The 18151-nt window shown below is 68.0% G+C and carries 23 protein-coding genes; 6 read left to right on the top strand and 17 right to left on the bottom strand.

What is annotated here, in order from left to right:
* Positions 1 to 173: 173 nt before the first annotated feature.
* From rapZ to ABGA94_RS01335, 10 genes are all read right to left on the bottom strand, one after another.
* Complete coding sequence (gene rapZ / locus ABGA94_RS01380) at positions 174 to 1058, bottom strand: RNase adapter RapZ (RefSeq protein ID WP_005415554.1); 885 nt, start codon at positions 1056 to 1058, stop codon at positions 174 to 176.
* Between the two features lie 27 nt (positions 1059 to 1085).
* Entirely contained in the window at positions 1086 to 2036 is a 951-nt protein-coding gene (hprK, locus tag ABGA94_RS01375) for an HPr(Ser) kinase/phosphatase (protein ID WP_005408388.1), read from the bottom strand.
* Positions 2033 to 2485, bottom strand: a complete 453-nt coding sequence (locus ABGA94_RS01370) for a PTS sugar transporter subunit IIA (protein WP_069138991.1) — start codon at positions 2483 to 2485, stop codon at positions 2033 to 2035. Before ABGA94_RS01370 ends, hprK begins: the two co-directional genes overlap by 4 nt.
* A gap of 21 nt (positions 2486 to 2506) precedes the next feature.
* Complete coding sequence (hpf, locus tag ABGA94_RS01365; RefSeq protein WP_005415556.1) at positions 2507 to 2824, bottom strand: ribosome hibernation-promoting factor, HPF/YfiA family; 318 nt, start codon at positions 2822 to 2824, stop codon at positions 2507 to 2509.
* Positions 2825 to 2882: 58 nt separating this feature from the next.
* Positions 2883 to 4304, bottom strand: a complete 1422-nt coding sequence (locus ABGA94_RS01360; protein ID WP_005415557.1) for an RNA polymerase factor sigma-54 — start codon at positions 4302 to 4304, stop codon at positions 2883 to 2885.
* A 40-nt stretch (positions 4305 to 4344) separates the two neighbouring features.
* Positions 4345 to 5064: an LPS export ABC transporter ATP-binding protein gene (gene lptB / locus ABGA94_RS01355; RefSeq protein WP_005415558.1), complete on the bottom strand. Its 720-nt coding sequence runs from the start codon at positions 5062 to 5064 to the stop codon at positions 4345 to 4347.
* Complete coding sequence (gene lptA, locus ABGA94_RS01350; RefSeq protein WP_005415559.1) at positions 5064 to 5630, bottom strand: lipopolysaccharide transport periplasmic protein LptA; 567 nt, start codon at positions 5628 to 5630, stop codon at positions 5064 to 5066. The genes lptB and lptA overlap by 1 nt, the downstream gene beginning before the upstream one ends.
* Positions 5631 to 5731: 101 nt before the next feature.
* Entirely contained in the window at positions 5732 to 6307 is a 576-nt protein-coding gene (gene lptC, locus ABGA94_RS01345) for an LPS export ABC transporter periplasmic protein LptC (protein ID WP_005415560.1), read from the bottom strand.
* Complete coding sequence (locus ABGA94_RS01340; RefSeq protein WP_065177942.1) at positions 6304 to 6852, bottom strand: HAD family hydrolase; 549 nt, start codon at positions 6850 to 6852, stop codon at positions 6304 to 6306. Before ABGA94_RS01340 ends, lptC begins: the two co-directional genes overlap by 4 nt.
* A gap of 66 nt (positions 6853 to 6918) precedes the next feature.
* Entirely contained in the window at positions 6919 to 7920 is a 1002-nt protein-coding gene (locus tag ABGA94_RS01335; RefSeq protein WP_005415562.1) for a KpsF/GutQ family sugar-phosphate isomerase, read from the bottom strand.
* Positions 7921 to 7974: 54 nt separating this feature from the next.
* On the opposite strand from ABGA94_RS01335, the gene ABGA94_RS01330 reads away from it, so the two are divergent.
* Genes ABGA94_RS01330 through ABGA94_RS01320 form a run of 3 tightly spaced genes read left to right on the top strand, consistent with a single transcriptional unit; the run spans position 7975 to position 9812 of the window.
* The gene (locus ABGA94_RS01330; RefSeq protein WP_005408396.1) at positions 7975 to 8205 is read left to right on the top strand and encodes a BolA family protein; all 231 of its coding nucleotides are present in this window, start codon (positions 7975 to 7977) and stop codon (positions 8203 to 8205) included.
* Positions 8206 to 8226: 21 nt separating this feature from the next.
* Positions 8227 to 9498, top strand: coding sequence for a UDP-N-acetylglucosamine 1-carboxyvinyltransferase (gene murA / locus ABGA94_RS01325; protein ID WP_005415563.1), 1272 nt, complete (start codon positions 8227 to 8229; stop codon positions 9496 to 9498).
* Positions 9495 to 9812, top strand: coding sequence for a hypothetical protein (locus ABGA94_RS01320; RefSeq protein WP_005415564.1), 318 nt, complete (start codon positions 9495 to 9497; stop codon positions 9810 to 9812). Before murA ends, ABGA94_RS01320 begins: the two co-directional genes overlap by 4 nt.
* Before the next feature lie 122 nt (positions 9813 to 9934).
* On the opposite strand, the gene ABGA94_RS01315 is transcribed toward ABGA94_RS01320, so the two are convergent.
* The 7 genes from ABGA94_RS01315 to purM form a co-directional block, all read right to left on the bottom strand.
* Positions 9935 to 10618: a DUF3108 domain-containing protein gene (locus ABGA94_RS01315; protein ID WP_005415565.1), complete on the bottom strand. Its 684-nt coding sequence runs from the start codon at positions 10616 to 10618 to the stop codon at positions 9935 to 9937.
* A 2-nt stretch (positions 10619 to 10620) separates the two neighbouring features.
* Positions 10621 to 11442 carry a DUF3108 domain-containing protein gene (locus tag ABGA94_RS01310; RefSeq protein ID WP_005415566.1) on the bottom strand — a complete coding sequence of 274 codons (822 nt, stop codon included), beginning with the start codon at positions 11440 to 11442 and terminating at the stop codon, positions 10621 to 10623.
* Positions 11443 to 11510: 68 nt separating this feature from the next.
* On the bottom strand, positions 11511 to 12170 hold the full coding sequence (gene purN, locus ABGA94_RS01305; RefSeq protein ID WP_375366163.1) for a phosphoribosylglycinamide formyltransferase: 660 nt from the start codon (positions 12168 to 12170) through the stop codon (positions 11511 to 11513).
* Complete coding sequence (locus ABGA94_RS01300; RefSeq protein ID WP_375366161.1) at positions 12167 to 12829, bottom strand: DUF2238 domain-containing protein; 663 nt, start codon at positions 12827 to 12829, stop codon at positions 12167 to 12169. The genes purN and ABGA94_RS01300 overlap by 4 nt, the downstream gene beginning before the upstream one ends.
* A 39-nt stretch (positions 12830 to 12868) precedes the next feature.
* On the bottom strand, positions 12869 to 13291 hold the full coding sequence (locus tag ABGA94_RS01295) for a hypothetical protein (protein ID WP_111190420.1): 423 nt from the start codon (positions 13289 to 13291) through the stop codon (positions 12869 to 12871).
* Positions 13288 to 13776, bottom strand: coding sequence for a hypothetical protein (locus tag ABGA94_RS01290; RefSeq protein WP_005415570.1), 489 nt, complete (start codon positions 13774 to 13776; stop codon positions 13288 to 13290). The genes ABGA94_RS01295 and ABGA94_RS01290 overlap by 4 nt, the downstream gene beginning before the upstream one ends.
* A 21-nt stretch (positions 13777 to 13797) precedes the next feature.
* Positions 13798 to 14856 (bottom strand): phosphoribosylformylglycinamidine cyclo-ligase, encoded by a 1059-nt coding sequence (purM, locus tag ABGA94_RS01285; RefSeq protein ID WP_053500215.1) that lies wholly within the window; start codon positions 14854 to 14856, stop codon positions 13798 to 13800.
* A 99-nt stretch (positions 14857 to 14955) separates the two neighbouring features.
* On the opposite strand from purM, the gene ABGA94_RS01280 reads away from it, so the two are divergent.
* The 3 genes from ABGA94_RS01280 to hda are packed head-to-tail and all read left to right on the top strand — an operon-like array spanning position 14956 to position 17968.
* Positions 14956 to 16095 carry a DUF2066 domain-containing protein gene (locus tag ABGA94_RS01280; protein WP_065185832.1) on the top strand — a complete coding sequence of 380 codons (1140 nt, stop codon included), beginning with the start codon at positions 14956 to 14958 and terminating at the stop codon, positions 16093 to 16095.
* A complete protein-coding gene (locus ABGA94_RS01275; RefSeq protein ID WP_053500214.1) occupies positions 16092 to 17261 on the top strand; it encodes an AI-2E family transporter in 1170 nt (389 codons plus the stop codon). Before ABGA94_RS01280 ends, ABGA94_RS01275 begins: the two co-directional genes overlap by 4 nt.
* The gene (gene hda, locus ABGA94_RS01270) at positions 17261 to 17968 is read left to right on the top strand and encodes a DnaA regulatory inactivator Hda (RefSeq protein ID WP_053500213.1); all 708 of its coding nucleotides are present in this window, start codon (positions 17261 to 17263) and stop codon (positions 17966 to 17968) included. The genes ABGA94_RS01275 and hda overlap by 1 nt, the downstream gene beginning before the upstream one ends.
* Positions 17969 to 18151 lie beyond the last annotated feature (183 nt).

The raw sequence follows: 18151 nt of genomic DNA, 5'->3' as shown, positions 1-18151 counted from the left end.
CGCCATGGATGGCGCCATCGAGCCCCCATGGACGGGTTCACGGCGTGTCCTGCCTACCCACACCGCCCCGCCATCCCACGGAATGCCGCTTTTGCTGTTGCTGTTGCTGTTGCTGTTGCCGGCCAGCGGCCGGCACTACCGGTGGGTGCCGGGCGCAGCCCGGCCGACCACCCTCAATCCTGTTCGCGGTGGTAGGTGGCCACGTCCTGCCAGCCCATCTCGCGGGCGTGCCGGGCCATGCGCTCGGCCAGGAACACCGAGCGGTGCTTGCCGCCGGTGCAGCCGAACGCCACGGTCACGTAGCTGCGGGTGCCATCCCCCAGTTTCGGCAGCCACGTATCGAGGAAATCCATCAGCTGGGCCAGGTAGCGCTGCACGTCCGGCTGCGCTTCCAGGTAGTCGCGCACGCCGGGTTCGCGGCCGCTCAGCGCGCGCAGGTCCGGGTCCCAGTGTGGATTGGGCAGCACCCGCGCATCGAACACGAAGTCCGCCTCGGCCGGTACGCCGCGCTTGTAGGCGAATGATTCGAACAGCAGCGACAGGCCAGTGGCATGGTCCATCGCGAACTCGGTGATGATCCGCCGCCGAAGCTGGTGCACGTTGAGGGTGCTGGTATCGATCACCGCATCGGCCTCGCGGCGCAACGGTGCGGTCAGCTCGCGCTCGCGGGCGATCGCTTCGGGCAGCGACAGGCCCAGCTGGCTCAGCGGATGGCGACGACGGGTGTCGGCGTAGCGCTTGAGCACCGTTTCGTCGCTGGCCTCGAAGAACAGTACCTTCACTTCCACGCCGGCGTCGGTGGCCAGCTGCCGCCAGTCGCCCAGCTGGCTCAGGTCGGCTTGGCCGCGGACATCGATGCCTACGGCCAGGCGACGCGGTGCGCTGCCGTCATGGTTGGCCAGCAGGCTGCGCACGAAGTCCGGCAGCAGGTGGATCGGCAGGTTGTCCGAGCAGTAGTAGTCCTGGTCCTCGAAGGTCTTCAGGGCGACGGATTTACCCGAGCCGGACAGGCCGCTGACGATGATCAGGGTCGGGGCGGTGGGGATTGCGGTGCTCATGGACAGGCTCTTCGAGGGGCAGGAGGATCAGGGTGTTCGCCGTTCCAGCAGGTTGCTGTGGCGGGCGATGAACATGGCCGCCGGGTCAATGCCCTTGGTGCGCAGGATGTGCAGGCGGGTGGCGGCTTCGGTCAGCACGGCCAGGTTGCGGCCGGGCATCACCGGCAGGGTGATCAGCGGAACGTCCAGATCCAGCACATGGCGGGTGCCCGAGTCGCCGGTCAGGCGCTCGTAGCCATGCGGGGTGGGTTCGGTCATCGGCTTGGTCAGGTGGACGATCAGCCGAAGGTACTTGTTCTTCTTTACAGCCGTGTCGCCGAACATCTCGCGCACGTTCAGCACGCCCAGGCCGCGCACTTCCAGCAGGTCCTGCAGCAGTTCGGGGCAGGTGCCGTCGAGCACGTCCGGGGCGATCTGGGTGAACTCGGGGGCGTCGTCGGCGACCAGGCGGTGACCACGGCTGAGCAGTTCCAGTGCCAGCTCGCTCTTGCCCGACCCGGCCTCACCGGTGATCAGCACGCCAATGGAATAGATCTCCATGAACACGCCGTGCAGGATCACCCTCGGCGCGAGCGTGCGCGCCAGGTGGTAGGACAGGTGGTTCAGCAGTTCGTGGCCGCGCTTGGGCGACAACCACAGCGGCGTGCCGGATTCATCGGCGGCGGCGCGCAGGTCTTCGGGGCAGGCCTGGTTGCGGGTCAGCACCAGCGCAAGCGGGTGCGACTGCATGATCTTTTCGATGGTCTCCCAGCGCTGGCGCGGTTCCAGCGCATCCAGCCAGGACAGTTCCTCGGTGCCCAGGATCTGCACCTTGTTGGGATAGATGGCGTTGAGGTAGCCGGCCAGCGAGGGACGCCGCGAGACCGTATTGCCGGCCTCCAGCTCGCGCTTCTCACCGGATTTGCCTGCGGCCCAGCGCAGCCCCAGCCGCTCGCGCTGCTGTTCGAACAGTTCACGGGCGGTGATGCTGGTATTCATGCGGCGCTCGCAGGTGGGGGCATGTCCAGCGCCTCGCGCAGGGCCCGGGCATCGCCGGCTTCACGCAGGGCCTGGCGGATATCCGGCGCGGAAAACAGCTCGGCCAGCTCGGACAGCAGCATCAGGTGCTGGTGGGTGTAGTGGGCCGGGACGGCCATCGCGAACACCAGGTCCACCGGCTCATCGCCGCCGAAGTCGACCGGGGTCGCCAGGCGCAGCAGCGCGCCACGGGGGCGGTCCAGGGTCGGTGCGCGGCCGTGGGGGATGGCGATACCGTGGCCGATCGCGGTGCTGCCCAGGGCTTCGCGCTGGCACAGGTTCAGATAGATCTGTTCGGCATTGGCCTGGCGGCAGGCCAGCAACCCGGCGGCGGCCTGCAGGACGCTGTCGCGGTCGGTGGCCGCGCAGAGCTGGGTCTGCACGGCCGCCAGGAGGTCAGTCAGGGGCATGTCTGCGGGGAACGGTGGCGATCAGCCACCATTGTCACCCACCGGCAGCGGTGCGTGCTGCTGTTTTTTCTCCTTGTGCTTGATGACCAGGCGGTCAAGCTTGTCCGCAAGCAGGTCGATCGCGGCATACATGGTCTGGCCGCCGGCCTCGGCGTGCAGGGTCTGCCCCGGGATGTTGAGGCTGGCGTCGACGTGGTGTTCGGTCTTCTGCAGCTTGAGGGTCACCCGCGCTTCGCAGTGCTGGTCGAAGTGTTTTCCGATCCGGGCCAGCTTCTCCTCCACATAGGACTGCAGGGCCGGGGTGACTTCGACGTCTTTGCCAAACGTTTCGATGCGCATCGGGTTTCTCCTGTGTTCGGATGTGCCAATGAACCTCTCCGCCGGGCGCGGCGGCGCGTCAAGCGATTCTGACCCTTTCGTGCGAGGCGGAGATGTTCATGGCTTCACGATACTTCGCCACGGTGCGTCGCGCTACTGGAATTCCCGACGATTTGAGCAGGTCAGCCAGCTTGGCGTCAGAAAGCGGCTTGCGCGGGTTTTCGTCGTCGATCAGGCGCCGGATCATCGCCTGGATGGCGGTGCTGGACGCCTCGCCACCGCCTTCGGTATCGATGCCCGAGGCAAAGAAGGCACGCAGCGGCAGCGTGCCGCGCGGCGTGCGCACATGCTTGCGGGCGATCGCGCGCGACACCGTCGACTCGTGCAGGCCCAGTTCGGCGGCGATCTCGCGCAGGGTCAGCGGACGCAGCGCCTGTTCGCCGAACTCGAGGAAACCGGCCTGCTGGTGGATCAGGCTGCGCACCACCCGCAGCAGGGTTTCACCGCGCTGCTGCAGGCCCTTCAGCAGCCAGCGCGCCTCCTGCAACTGGCCACGCAGGTAGCCGGCGTCGGCCTCGCCACAGCGGCGGATCAGCTGTTCGTAGCCACGGTGGATCACCACCTTTGGCCCGGCATGGGCGGCCAGCGCCGCGCGCCAGATGCCGTTCTGCCGCCACACCACCACGTCGGGCACCACGTAGGTATCCTGCGAAAGCGGTGCGATCTGCGTGCCCGGGCGCGGGTCCAGCGAGCGCAGCAGCGCCACGGCAGTCTCGACCTCGTCTAGCGGCTGCTTCAACTCATGGGCAAGCCCGGCGACGCCGCTGCGCGGCAACCGTTCCAAGGGGCCTGCGGCAATCTGCCGCGCCAGGATCAGGCCGGGCGTGTCGCCGGCCAGCACATCCAGCTGCAGCAGCAGGCATTCGCCCAGCGTGCGTGCAGCCACACCCACCGGATCGAAGCGCTGGATGCGATGCAGCACGGCGAGGATCTCGTCCTCGTCGGCGTGGATCGCCGGCAACAGGGTTTCAGCGATGGTGGCCAGCGGCTCGCGCAGGTACCCGTCGTCGTCCAATGCATCGATCAGTGCCGCGCCGATGCTGCGATCACGCGAGGACAGATGCGACAGATGCAGCTGCCACAGCAGATGGTCGGCCAGTGTTTCGGTTTCGGCTACGCGCTCGGCAGCGCTGCCGTTGTCGTCGTCATCGTCGAAGCTGCCGCCACTGCCGGCAGCGCTCCAGTCGAGCTCGGCCGGTGCCCAGTCGTCGCCATTGTCGGCGCGTTCGGCCGGCGTGTCGGCGTCCGTGTTGTCGCCGCCTTCATTGGCGGCACTGCTGTCGTTGCTGTCGGCCCAGTCCAGCAGCGGATTGCTTTCCACGGCCTGGGCGATTTCAAGCTCCAGCTCGGTCGTGGACATCTGCAGCAGCTTGATCGCCTGCTGCAGCTGGGGGGTGAGCACCAGCTGCTGTCCCAACGATGTCTGCAGCCGAGTCTTCATGCCTGTGCCGAACGGAAGGAAAGGGACCCAGCACCTGCGGTCACAGCTTGAAGGAATCCCCAAGGTAGACGCGACGTACGTCAGCGTTGTCCAGGATCGCCTCCGGCGAGCCCTGGGCCAGCACGGTGCCCTCGGCGAGGATATACGCGCGGTCGCAGATTCCCAAGGTCTCGCGCACGTTGTGGTCGGTGATCAGCACGCCGATGCCACGCTGCTTGAGATGGGTGACGATGCGCTGGATTTCGCCCACCGAGATCGGGTCGACACCGGCAAACGGTTCGTCGAGCAGGATCAGGCGCGGCTGCGCGGCCAGTGCGCGGGCGATCTCGCAGCGACGACGTTCGCCACCGGACAGGCTGGCACCGAGCTGGTCGGCGACATGGCCCAGCTGCAGCTCGTCGAGCAGGCTGTTCAATTCGCGTTCGCGGCCGGCCGAATCCAGGTCTTCGCGCAGTTCAAGCACCAGGCGGAGGTTGTCGGCCACGGTCAGCTTGCGGAACACCGACGGCTCCTGCGGCAGGTAGCCCACGCCCTGCTTGGCACGGGTGTACATCGGGTCGCTGGTGATGTCCTTGCCGTCGAGCACGATGCTGCCTGCATCCGCAGCGACCAGGCCGACGATCATGTAGAAACAGGTGGTCTTGCCGGCACCGTTGGGGCCGAGCAAACCGACCACTTCACCGGCGTCGAGGGTCAGCCCGAAGTCCTTGACGACTTCGCGCTGCTTGTAGCGCTTGCGCAGGCCCTTGGCGACGAGCATTACTTCTTGCTCCCCGCCGGCTTGGCCGGCGTGCTGGCCGGAGCCGCTGCCTTGGGTGCGGCGGCCGGCTGTGCTGCCGCGTTCTTGTTCTTCGGCGGAATGACGGTGCGCACACGGCTGCCATCACCACCGGAGTTCATCTCCCCGGTGCGGGTGTTGTAGACCATGCGCTGGCCGGCATTGGTGCCGCGCGCGCTGGTGACCTTGTAGTTGCCGGTCAGGGTGATGATCTCGGTCTTGATGTCGTAGTCGATGCGATCGGCCACCGCGTCCATCCAGGTGCCATCGTCGAGCTGCTGCTTCATCGTGGCCTGCTTGCCGGTGAACACCGCACGCACGGCTTCGCCATCCTTCAGGTAGATCTCGGCTTCGGACGAGCGGAGGTCCAGCGTGCCCTGGGTGACGGTCACCCCCTGCGACAGCACGGTCTTGCCGTCGCCGGTCAGCACGCCCGACTGGGCGCCGGATTCGATGTTCATGTTCTCGTTGCGGTCGGTGGACTTGGCAAAGGCAGCGCTGGGAACAAGGAGACCGAGCGCGAGTACGGCTGCAAAGGGAATCTTCATCGGGGTCCGTTCTACCGGTGGGGCCGTCCGGAAAACCGGCGGCGGGTGGGGGGGCTGCCGTCCTTGCGCCGGTCCGGGGACGTCGCAGGAGGGCGGCGGAATCAGCGTCGGGGCGTGTAGCGGCCCTTGGACTGGCTGAGGAAATGATACGTGTTGTTCTTGGAATCCACCTCGAAGCCAACGCCGGACTGTTCCATGCCGGGGCGGGTCATGGTGACCCGCGCATCGGTGCGGGCACGGTTCTCCTTCGGGAACACGTCCAGGTGGTCGGTGCGGAACGTGGTCGGCACCACGCCCGGATCGGCCGGGCTGTCGCCAGCGACATTGCCACGCAGCTTCATTTCGTCGCCCTTGGCGCTGAGCCAGCCGGTCTCGGCGCGCAGGGTCCAGTGCTTGCCATCCTTGTCCGGCATCTCGAACAGTGGGGTGGCGATGTTGATGGTCTGGTCGCCACGCTGGCGTTCCAGCCGCGGTGCGCGCAGGGTGGTCGATTCCTTGCCCTGCTCATCCAGCGCGACGATCTGGAAGTCGTGCAGGATGTAGTCCACGCCGGCGTCCTGGCCGGCAGTGGCCGGGCCCTTGTCGCGGTTGCGCAGGGCGGCCCAGCTGCTGAGCAGGGCCGCCAGCAGCAGGCCGATGCCGAGCACGGTGCGCCAGTTCAGGGTGGGCAGGTTCATGCGCCGAACCTCGCCAGCACCGCGTCCACATGGCCCTGGGCGGCCAGCAGGATGTCGCACAGTTCACGGGCGGCGCCACGTCCGCCATCGGCGCGGGTCTGCCAGTGCACGCGCTCGGCGATCCACGGGTGGGCGTTGGCTGGCGCCACCGCCAGGCCGACCGCGCCCAGCGGCGCCAGGTCCGGCAGGTCGTCGCCCATGAAGGCCACCTGCTCCAGGCCGATGCCATGCTGTGCGCACAGCGTCTGCACGCTGGCCAGCTTGTCGCCCACGGCGATCTGGGTGTCGATGCCGAGGTCGGCGCCGCGCTTGAGCGCGGACTGGCTGTTGCGCGCGGTGATCAGCACGGGGTGGATGCCGTGCTGCTGCAGCAGTTTCAGGCCCAGACCGTCCTGCACGAAGTACGCCTTGCTCTCGTTGCCGTCCTTGTCGTAGTACAGCCGACCGTCGGTGAGGGTACCGTCCACGTCGAAGCAGGCCAGGCGGACGCGGGCCGCAGCGGCATGCAGGTGGGCGGGGAACGCGGGCAGCGGGGACCAGGGCATCAGGCGATCAGGCTCGGTGGGGGCGGGTGGGGCATTACAGACTGAATGGGGTCTACGGACTGTCGGTTAAACCACCCGGGCCCGCAACAGGTCATGAATGTTCAGGGCGCCGACCGCACGGCCCTGGCCATCGACCACGATCAGGCCGTTGATTTTCTGGGTCTCCATCTGCCGCGCGGCCTCTACGGCCAGCTGGTCGGCACCGATGGTGCGCGGGTTGCGGGTCATCACATCGGCGATCTTCGCGGTGCGCACGTCCAGCGCGCTGTCCAGCGCCCGGCGCAGGTCGCCGTCGGTGAACAGGCCGATCAGCACGCCATCGGCGTCGACCACGGCGGTCATGCCGAGCCGCTTGCGGCTCATTTCCACCAGCGCCTCGCTGAGGCTGGCATCGGCGCCCACGCTGGGCAGGTCCTCGCCGGTATGCATGACATCGGTGATGTGCAGCAGCAGGCGACGGCCGAGGCTGCCGGCCGGGTGCGAGCGGGCGAAGTCGTCGGCGGTGAAGCCGCGTGCGTCAAGCAGGGCTACGGCCAGCGCATCGCCCATCGCCAGCGAGGCGGTGGTGCTGGAGGTCGGCGCCAGCGCCAGCGGGCAGGCCTCGGCCGGCACGCTTACATCCAGGTGGATGTCGGCGGCGGTGGCCAGGCTCGACTGCGGGCGGCCGGTCATGGAAATCAGCACGTTGCCCTGGCGCTTCAGCACAGGCAGCAGCATCAGCACCTCATCGGACTCGCCCGAATAGGACAGGGCCAGTACCACGTCGGCTTCGGTGATCATGCCCAGGTCGCCGTGGCCGGCTTCGCCGGGATGCACGTAGAACGCCGGTGTGCCGGTGGAGGCTAGGGTGGCGGCGATCTTGCGGGCAATGTGGCCGGATTTGCCCATGCCGGTGGCGACCACCCGGCCGCGGCTGGCCAGGATCGCCTCGCAGGCCTGCTGGAAGGCCTCGCCAAGGCGGTCGGCGACGGCATCCAGCGCCTGCCGCTCGATCTCGAACACGCGGCGGCCACTGGCGACCAGGCCGGCAGGGTCGACGGAACGGGGGGGCAACAGGGATTCGGCCATGCGGACGCCACGCAGCGGAAGTAGAATGGAGGCACATTTTATTAGGAAAGCCCGTTGGACGCCGACACCATCCGCAATCTGATCGAAACCGGCCTGCCTGGCGCCCGCGCCGACGTGCAGGGCGATGATGGCGTGCATTTCGAAGCGACCGTGGTCTGCGAGGCGTTCGCCGGCAAGATGCCGCTGGCCCGCCACCGCATGGTCTATGCCACGCTGGGCGACCTGATGGGCGGCGCGATCCACGCGCTGGCGCTGAAAACCGTGACCCCGGCCGAAGCCGGCTGAACCGCAGAAGATCCCGAATACATGGCCAAGATCGTTGTGACCGGCGGCGCTGCGCTGCACGGTGAAGTGAGCATCTCCGGCGCCAAGAACGCCGTCCTCCCCATCCTCTGCGCGACCCTGCTGGCCGATGAGCCGGTGGAGATCACCAACGTGCCGCACCTGCACGACGTGGTCACCACGGTCAAGCTGCTGGGCGAACTGGGTGCCAAGGTCACCATCGACCAGGGCACGCTGTCGCGTGGCAGTGCGATCGTGGTCGACCCGCGTTCGGTCAACCAGCACGTTGCGCCGTACGAGCTGGTCAAGACCATGCGCGCCTCGATCCTGGTGCTGGGCCCGCTGCTGGCCCGCTTCGGCGCGGCCGAAGTGTCGCTGCCCGGCGGCTGCGCGATCGGTTCGCGTCCGGTCGACCAGCACATCAAGGGCCTGCAGGCGCTGGGTGCCGAGATCGTGGTCGAGAACGGCTTCATCAAGGCCACTGCCAAGCGGCTGAAGGGCGGCCATTTCACCTTCGACATGGTCAGCGTCACCGGCACCGAGAACGTGCTGATGGGCGCGGTGCTGGCCGAAGGCACCACCATCCTCGACAACTGCGCGATGGAACCGGAAGTGACCGATCTGGCGCATTGCCTGATCGCGCTGGGCGCGAAGATCGAAGGCCTGGGCACTGCCCGCCTGGTCATTGAAGGCGTAGAGCGCCTGTCCGGCGGCCGCCACGAAGTGCTGCCCGACCGCATCGAAACCGGTACCTTCCTGGTCGCTGCGGCGATGACCGGCGGCAAGGTCACGGTCAACCGTGCGCGCCCGAACACCATGGACGCGGTGCTGTCCAAGCTGGTCGAGGCCGGTGCGAAGATCGAGACCACCGAAGACACCATCACCCTGGACATGCAGGGCAAGCGGCCGAAGGCGGTCAACCTGACCACCGCGCCGTACCCCGCATTCCCGACCGACATGCAGGCGCAGTTCATGGCGCTCAACTGCGTGGCCGACGGCGTCGGCGTGATCAACGAAACGATCTTCGAGAACCGTTTCATGCACGTCAACGAACTGCTGCGCCTGGGCGCGGACATCCAGGTCGAAGGCCACACCGCCATCGTGCGTGGCAGCGAGACCCTGAGCGGTGCGCCGGTGATGGCCACCGACCTGCGTGCCTCGGCCTCGCTGATCCTGGCCGGCCTGATGGCCAGCGGCGAGACCACCATCGACCGCATCTACCACCTTGATCGTGGCTACGAGAACATCGAAGAGAAGCTGTCTTCGCTCGGCGCCACCATCCGGCGCGTGCCATGATCCTGCGCGGCAAGTTCAGCCCGCGCCGCAAGGCGCTGCTGGCCCTGGTGCTGATCGTGCTGGCGTGGCTGGGCTATGCCTGGTACGCCAACATCGCCATCACCCAGGGCATCGAGCAGAAGGACATGGACTGGAATGGCGACGGCACGGTCTCGCGTGACGAGATCATCGAATCGTTCTACGCGGTCGCGGTGAACGACAGCCAGGACGGTAACCGCCATTGCCGCACCTTCGTCTGGCGCAGCACCGGCGATCAGATCCGCGTGGACTGCCGCACCGAGTTCAAGCCGGCCGCGGCCGAGCAAAAGAAGTAAGAACAACGCCCGCGAAAGCGGGCGTTTTTTTACGGTAGATCCACGCCATGCGTGGATGAAGGCGCCGGGTCGCTGTCGGGGTCAGAGCCCTTCCCGTTGGGAAGGGATCCGACCCCGGGCGCTCAGTTCATCGCCTTGATGGTCAGGTCCAGCGCATCGCGGCCGCTCTCACGCTGCAGCATGCGCGCCGGCACCGGGAATTCCGGCACGATCCAGGCGATCAGCTCCTTGTTGCCGTCGGCACGCGAGACCTTGGTGGCCTCGTAGCTCTTGCCGCCCACGGTGATCGATTCCTTGCCGATCACGCGGTAGGTCATGTTCTTGATGCGGCCTTCGTCGACCATGCGATAGGTCAGCGGCTTGCCGGCGGCCAGGTCGCGGGCGATCGCCAGATTGATCAGCAGCGCGTCCATGTCGCCCGTCTTCAACGCGATGGGGCCCGCACGGTCCGGCTTGATGTCGCCGGTCCAGGTGGCCTGGTTGCTGGTCCAGTTGTAGTTGGCCTGCACATTGCGCTTCTTCACCAGCAGTGCCGAACGGTCCTGGCTGCTGAGCGGGCGCAGCTGGCCGCGCACCTCTTCGAACACGGTGCTCTGGCTCAGGTCGGCCAGCTGGTTCTTCACCTGCAGCGTGTAGCGCCACTTGTTGGCTCCCTCGCTGCTCAGCGTCATGCTGCCATTGGCCTGCATGCCCATGTAGCTGGCCAGGTAATCGGCCTTGAATGGCTGCAGGGCCATGGCCGGCAGGCTGGCCACCGACAGTGCGGCTGCAGCGATCCAGGTGAGGGGGCGGGTCAGGGTGCTCATGCTCAGACTCCTTGGTATTCGATCAGGCGCAGATCGACGCGGTCTTCGCCGTCTTCGCGTTGCAGGATGCGCACCGGGGTGGGGACACCGTTGGCGATCCAGAGGATGGTTTCGTTGTTGCCGCCGTTGGTCCGGTAGACCCGCAGCGCGTTGTAGGACAGGTCGCCGACCTCGACGTTCTCGGTCTGCGGCGCGGCCTGGTAGTCGTGCTGGCGGACCTTGCCCATGTCCACGTAGCGGTAATGCATGGTGGCGCCCGGGCGGGCATCACGCATGATCGCCAGATTGATCAGCAGCGCGCTCTGGTCGCCCGGCTGCAGCGGGATCGGTTGCGCACGTTCCTTCTTGACGTCGCCGCTCCACTGCGCGGTGCCGGCCTGCCAGTTGTACGTGCCGACCGCCTTCTTGCCCAGGAACAGGCCCTTGCGCACCGTGCTCTGGCTGAGCGGCGCATAGACGCCGCTGCGCTCTTCGAACACCGTGCTCTGTTCGATGTTCAGGCCCAGCACGCTGGCAAAGCCGCGGCGGCCGACCACCTGCATGTCCACCCGCCACTGGTTGCCGCCGGTGTGGGTGACCTGCATGCTGGCGTCGCCGGCCTCCTTGCCTTTGTAGAAGGCCTGGTAGGTCGCGGTGAACGGCTGCAGCGGCGGCGGCTCCCAGGCCAGCGCCGGCGGCATCGGCACGGCCGGTTCCGCAGGCGGTTGGACTGCAGGCGCCGGCTGCGCAGGGGCCGCAGGCGCTTGCACCTGGCCCCAACCCACGCCGGGAAGCACGACAAGCGACAGCAGCAATGAAGTGGACAGCAGGGTCGTGGTCTTCATGGAGGACAGGAGCTGCAGGAGGGGAGCAGGATGCCAGCCCCGCAGTCAGCGGGGCGTGTGCGTGGGCGCTACCGGTTCAGGTTCCCGGCGGAATCTAGGGCCAGTGGGCTAAACAGGGGGTGACCGTCCAGGTGCGGCTGCCCCTCCCGTTCAGTCAGGCGGCCGGCGCACAGCAGTTGGAGGGTGGCGATCAGCAGGGGGTGCTCCACCGCCAGCACGCGCGCGGCCAGGCTGTCGGCGTCATCGCCGGGCATCACCGGCACCCGCCCCTGGGCCAGCACGGCGCCGGCATCCAGTTCGGGAACGACCAGATGCACGCTGGCCCCGTGCTCGGCATCGCCGGCGTGCAGCGCCCGCGCATGCGTATCCAGCCCTTTGTGCAGTGGCAGCAGGGAGGGGTGGATGTTGACCAGGCGGCCATTGAAGCGCTGCACGAAGGCGGCGCCGAGAATGCGCATGTAGCCGGCGCAGACGATCCAGTCCGGCGCGGCCGCGGCCAGTGCATCGCCCAAGGCCTGCTCGTAGGCGGCGCGGTCGTCGAATTCCTTCGGCGCATGTGCCCAGCGCAGGCTGGCGCCGACCCGTTGCAGCGCGGCGGCGGCCGGGCGGTCGGAGAACACGCCGACGACCTCGGCGGGCAGGCGCCCGGCCGCGATGGCATCGAGGATGGCCTGCAGGTTGCTGCCGCGCCCAGAGGCGAGCACCGCGATGCGGGTGGGCGCGGTCATTGCGCGGCACTCCGGCGGATCAACGGCCAGCTCAGCAGGCTGCCCACGGTCGCCAGCAGCATGTCGGCATGGGCGTCCCACATGTCGCCCTGCTGCCCGTTGTAGGCCTCGGCGGCGTCCGGCGACAGGGCCAGCGCGATGGCCCACTCGAACCACTCGTAGACCAGGCTGGCGCACATCACTGCCATCACCGCCAGGGTGAAAGCCTGGCCGCGGCGCAGCGCCGGCCAGGCATGGCGTGCCAGCTGCAGCAGCGCAGGCGTGAAGCAGACGCCGAACAGGAAGTGGATAAGCCGGTCGAAATGATTACGCTGCCAGCCAAACGCCGCATTCGGCGACCAGCCGGTCAGCGCCTGCGCCCATGCGTCGTAGGGCACGTTCGAGTACAGCCAGCGCGCAGCCACGCAGTGCAGTGCAATGAAGCCGCAGATCGCGATGAAGGCACCGTTGCCCAGCCAGCCACCCCGGCGGTCGACCCATAGCAGTGCGGCCAGCCCGATCACGGTCAGGGTGCTGTGCAGGGCCTGCTCGATGGGCCACAGCGGGTGGATCCAGCTGATCGCGAATACCGCCAGCACGGCGGCGAAGGCCAGCTTCTTGGGGCCCGTGAAACGGGAAGCGGCAGGCGAGGCGGTCGTCGGGAGGGCAGGCGCGGACATGGGGAGTCGATCAGGGAAGGGGGGCGTCTGCCGGCAAGCTCAGACGCTGAGATGGTCGCCGCGGTCGAACAGTGCGGCCATGTCAGGCTTGGACAGGAACACCCAGGCATAGGCGGTCAGGGCCATGCCCAGCGGGCCAGCCAGTACCGCCAGCCAGGCCGCGCGCTGGCACCAGGCCAGCCCGGTGCGGCGCGACAGCAGGCGCGCGGTGTGCAGCTGCACGACGCCAAGCGCGGCCGCCAACAGCGAAATGACCCCGTAGACCGTGGCCAGTACCGCGCCATCGCCCAGCCCGCGCGAGCTGGCGACCAGGCCGATGAAACCGAGGAACGCCAGCGCGGCCATCCAGTGGAAAACCGCCAGCGCGTAGAACAGCACCTTCAGCGTCTGCAGGTGGCTGGCCAGCTGCAGTTGCGCCAGGGTCTGCTGTGGTAGCGGCGGTGGTGCGCCGGGTGTCGTCATGTCGTTGCACCCCTTGCATCGAAGGCGGCCTTGACCTGCGGGCGCAGCAGCGTAACCAGGGTGAATACCCCCAGAACGGTGCCCAGCGGCGCGCACAGGCAGAGCAGGCCGGCCACGATCAGGCACAGCAGGTGGCGACGACGCTGGGCCAGGCAGCGTCCGGCCTGGATGACGAATGCGGCCATGCCCAGGCCACCGGCGACGAACACGGTCCCCAGCACCGTGAACACCCAGCCGAACAGGCGCTGTTCGGCCGGCGACGAGGGCTGGCCCCCGGAGTTCATCGGCAGATGGCCGCTCAGCGCACTGATGCCGAGCACGATGTACAGAATGAAAAACAGCGAGAGCAGCGCGATCAGGCCACCGAACACATAGTGCGCGATGGACAGCGCGCGTAGGTGGTCGGCGTCCTGCCTGCTGAAGACCGGCACGGCCGCCAACGGCGGCGGTACCGGGGTGGGTGCCAGGGGGGGCGTTGCGTCCATGCGGGCTCCTCGGGGTCGGGTTCAGCCGATGCGGACGCGTTCGGCGCCTTCGGCGGTGACCACCTGGCCGATGGTCCAGTGGTCCAGGCCCTGGGCTTGGACCGCCTCGGACACGGCAGCGACCTGCTCCGCTGCCACGATCAGCACGAAGCCGATGCCGCAGTTGAAGGTGCGCCACATCTCGCTGTCGGCGACCGCGCCTTCTTTCTGCAGCCACTGGAACACTGGCGGCAGGGTCCAGGACGAGGCCTGGATGTCCAGGCCGAGGCCATCGGGCACCACGCGGATGATGTTCTCGGTCAGGCCGCCACCGGTGATGTGGGCCATGCCGTGGATGGCATCGCCGTGCGACTTCAGCAGCGACAGGATCGGCTTCACGTACAGGCGGGTCGGTGCCATCAGCGCGTCGACCAGCTTCACGCCACCTTCCAGTTCCAGATCGGCCGGGCGGCCGGCGCGGTCGTAGATGCGGCGCACCAGCGAGTAGCCGTTGGAATGCGGGCCGGACGAGGCGATGCCGATCAGCACGTCGCCGGCGGCCACGCTGGCGCCGTCCTTCAGCTCGCTCTTCTCGACCGCAGCCACCGTGAAGCCGGCCAGATCGTACTCGCCCGGGGCGTACATGTCGGGCATTTCAGCGGTTTCACCGCCGATCAGCGCGCAGCCGGCCTCGGTGCAGCCGTTGGCGATGCCGCCCACCACCGCCGCGGCGGTATCGACGTCCAGCTTGCCGGTGGCGAAGTAGTCCAGGAAGAACAGCGGCTCGGCGCCCTGTACCAGCACGTCGTTCACGCACATCGCGACCAGGTCGATGCCGATCGTATCGTGGCGGTTCAGCTGATGGGCCAGCTTCAGCTTGGTGCCCACGCCGTCGGTACCCGACACCAGCACCGGCTCGCGGTACTTGTTGGACAGGTCGAACAGGGCGCCGAAGCCGCCCAGACCGCCCATCACTTCCGGGCGGAAGCTGCGCTTGACCAGGGGCTTGATCCGCTCGACCAGCGCGTTGCCGGCGTCGATGTCGACACCCGCGTCACGGTAGGTGAGGGGGGAGGGGGCGGAAGACGGGGTGTTGGTCACGGGCGTCGGCGCTGGCAGGGGTTGAACGGGCGATTTTAACAGGCCGCATTGGCGCAAAGGCCGTATTCGGGCAACAATTCCCCCGGATTCGTCGAGCCAATGGATGTCCTGATGCGCCGCAGCCTGATTCTGACCCTGCTCCTTGCACTGAGCCTGCCGGTGGCCACGATGGCCCAGAGCGGCCTGCGCACCGAGGGAGATGTTGCCACCGCCTCGGGTGCGTACGAGGCCGAAGTGCCCGTCAACAGCCAGGCCGAAACCGATCGCAACGGCGCCCTGGCCCGTGCCCTGAGCGTGGTGCTGGGCAAACTGTCCGGCGACCGCAACGTGATGTCCCGCCCCGGCGTGGTGCAGGCGCTGCGCAACGCCAAGGACTACGTGGCCAGCTACGACTACAAGCAGGACCAGAGCGTGGGCGCCAGCGGCGCGCCGAGCTTCAGGACCCTGCTGGTGGCCCGCTTCCGCGAGGATGACGTCGACTCGCTGGTCTCGGCGCTGGGCCTGCCGCTGTGGCCGCAGCCGCGGCCGAAACCGGTGGTGTGGTTGGCCGTCGACGACGGCAGTGGCCCGCGCCTGGTCAGCGTGCAGCAGGCCAACGCCGCCCGCCCGCTGCTGAACCGCGCCATCGAGCGGGGTTACAAGCTGGGCCTGCCCAGCGGCGGTGCCGCCGAACAGGCGCTGGCCGGTGCCATCTGGCGCCAGGACAGTGCCGCCGTGGCCCGCGCCTCGTCGCGCTACTCGCCGCCGATGCAGCTGATCGGCAAGCTCTACCGCGCCAACGGCGGCTGGCAGGCGGACTGGGTGTTCGTCGACAACGGCCGCGAGCTGAACAAGTGGACCAGCAAGGACGCCAACGCCATGCGTGCGATGGCCGCCGGTGCCGATGGCGCCGCCGACGCGCTGGTCAAGCGCTATGCCAAGGCGGGTGCCGCCGTCGGTCAGGCCGGGACCTACCGCGTGGTGGTCACCGGCATCAACAGTGCCGACGACTACCTGCGCCTTGCCGCCGGCCTGCGCGAGGTGCCGGTGGTGCGCAACGTCACCCCGCTGCACGCTTCGGCCGGCCAGCTGGAGCTGAGCCTGGAGATGACCACCGGCCTGGCCGGCTTCAACCGCATGCTGGGCGACAATGGCGTGCTGGTGCCCAGCGCGACGCTGCCGGCCCTGCCGACCCCGATCGATGACACCACCGGTGCCCCGGTGGCCGCGCCGGTCAGCAACGAGTACCGCTTGCGATGACCCTGACCCCGGAAGCCGAAATCGCGCAGTTCCTGCGCCGCCTGAAGTACATCCTGTTCGCCGGCCTGGTCGGCTGGGTGGTGTGGCTGCTGGCACCGATCCTGACCCCGTTCGTGCTGGCGCTGGCGCTGGCGTGGCTGGGCGATCCGCTGGTGGACCGCATCGAGGCCACCGGCCGTTCGCGCATGACCGGCGTGGTGCTGGTGTTCGCTGCGATGGTGCTGGTGATCGTGGCGCTGCTGCTGGTACTGGTGCCGATGATCGAGCGCCAGATCACCACCCTGATTGCGGTCGCGCCGCAGGCACAGGCGTGGCTGATGGAGAAGGGGATCCCCTGGTTCGAGCAGAAGACCGGCCTGGAAGTGATGCAGTGGCTGGATCCGGACCGCCTGATCGAATGGGTGCGCAGCCACTGGCAGCAGGCCGGCGGCTTCGCCACCACCTTCATGGGCTACGTCTCGCGTTCGGGCTTTGCGATGGTGACCTGGGTGGTCAACATCCTGCTGCTGCCGATCCTGGCGTTCTACTTCCTGCGCGACTGGGACAAGCTGGTCGAGCGGGTGGCGTCGGTGATTCCGCGCAACCACATCGGCACCATCAGCGCGTTGGCGCGCGAGTCCAACGAGGTGCTGGGGGCGTTCATCCGCGGACAGTTCCTGGTGATGCTGGCGCTGGGCGTGATCTATGCCGGCGGCCTGTCGCTGGTCGGCCTCAAGCTGGGCCTGCTGATCGGCCTGATTGCCGGCCTCATCAGCTTCATCCCATACCTGGGCGCGACCACTGGCGTGCTGATGGCGGTGATCGCGGCACTGGTGCAGGCGCAGGGCTTCGACCTGAAGCTGCTGATCCTGGTGGGCGTGGTGTTCACCGTGGGCCAGCTGCTGGAAAGCTACGTGCTGACCCCGCGTATCGTCGGCGACAAGATCGGCCTGCACCCGGTGGCAGTGATCTTTGCGGTGATGGCCGGCGGCCAGCTGTTCGGCTTCCTCGGCATGCTGCTGGCGCTGCCGGTGGCGGCGGTGACCAACGTGCTGCTGCGCTATGCGCATCAGCGCTACCGCCAGAGCGAGCTGTACGTGGGCGAGAAGCCGGCGATCGTGCTTGATGGCGTAGTGGACGCCCCCCATATCATCGTTCCGAACGACAAGGGCCCCGACCTGAAGTGATGGGTGTGCCGCAACTGCCGCTGGCCCTGCATTACCCGCGGGACCAGCGCCTGGAGACCTTCATCGGCGCGCCGGACGGCGCGCTGGCGCAGCTGCGCGCGATCGCGGTTGGTGCCAGCCACGACTGGGTCTACCTGGAAGGTGCGGCGGGAACCGGCAAGACCCACCAGGCGCTGGCGATGTGCTCCAGCGCCGAGCAGGCCGGGCGCCTGCCGACGTACGTGCCACTGGCCAGCGCCGCCGGCCGCGTTCGTGCAGCGCTGGATGGGCTGGACGCACGCGAACTGGTGGCGCTGGACGGGCTGGACGAGGTTGCCGGCAATCGCGAGGACGAGATCGCGCTGTTTGATTTCCACAACCGCGCGCGCGCTGCAGGTGTGACCGTGCTGTACACGGCGCAGAAGGCGCCGGGCGAGCTGGGCCTGGTGCTGCCGGACCTGCGTTCGCGCCTGGGCCAGTGCGTGCGCGTGCTGCTGCAGCCGCTGGATGAGGAAGGTCGTGCTGCGGTGCTGCGCGAGCGTGCACTGCGACGTGGCCTGGCCATCGATGAAGCGGCCATCGAATGGCTGCTGTCGCACACCGGCCGTGAGCTGGGTGGATTGATCACCCTGCTGGACTGGCTGGACCGCGAATCGCTGGCGGCGAAGCGGCGGATCACCGTGCCGTTCCTGCGCCAGGTGCTGGAAGAAGGCCGGCCCCGCTACTGAGGGTGGGGTTTGTTTGCAGGGCTGCGCCCTGCACCCGCGGTAGTGCCGGCCGCTGGCCGGCAGCTTCAACAGCAACGTCAAAGGCTGGCTTCCTGAGGGGAGGCGGGGTGGCTCAGGTTGCGGGGGACGGCGCAAGTACGTCGATGTAGCCTCGATCGCGCCATCCATGGCGCTCACGCCCCC

This window comes from Stenotrophomonas sp. 3diitr2024 (genome assembly GCF_042136455.1).
Taxonomy (GTDB): domain Bacteria; phylum Pseudomonadota; class Gammaproteobacteria; order Xanthomonadales; family Xanthomonadaceae; genus Stenotrophomonas; species Stenotrophomonas sepilia.
This window is presented reverse-complemented; position numbering and strand designations above follow the sequence as displayed.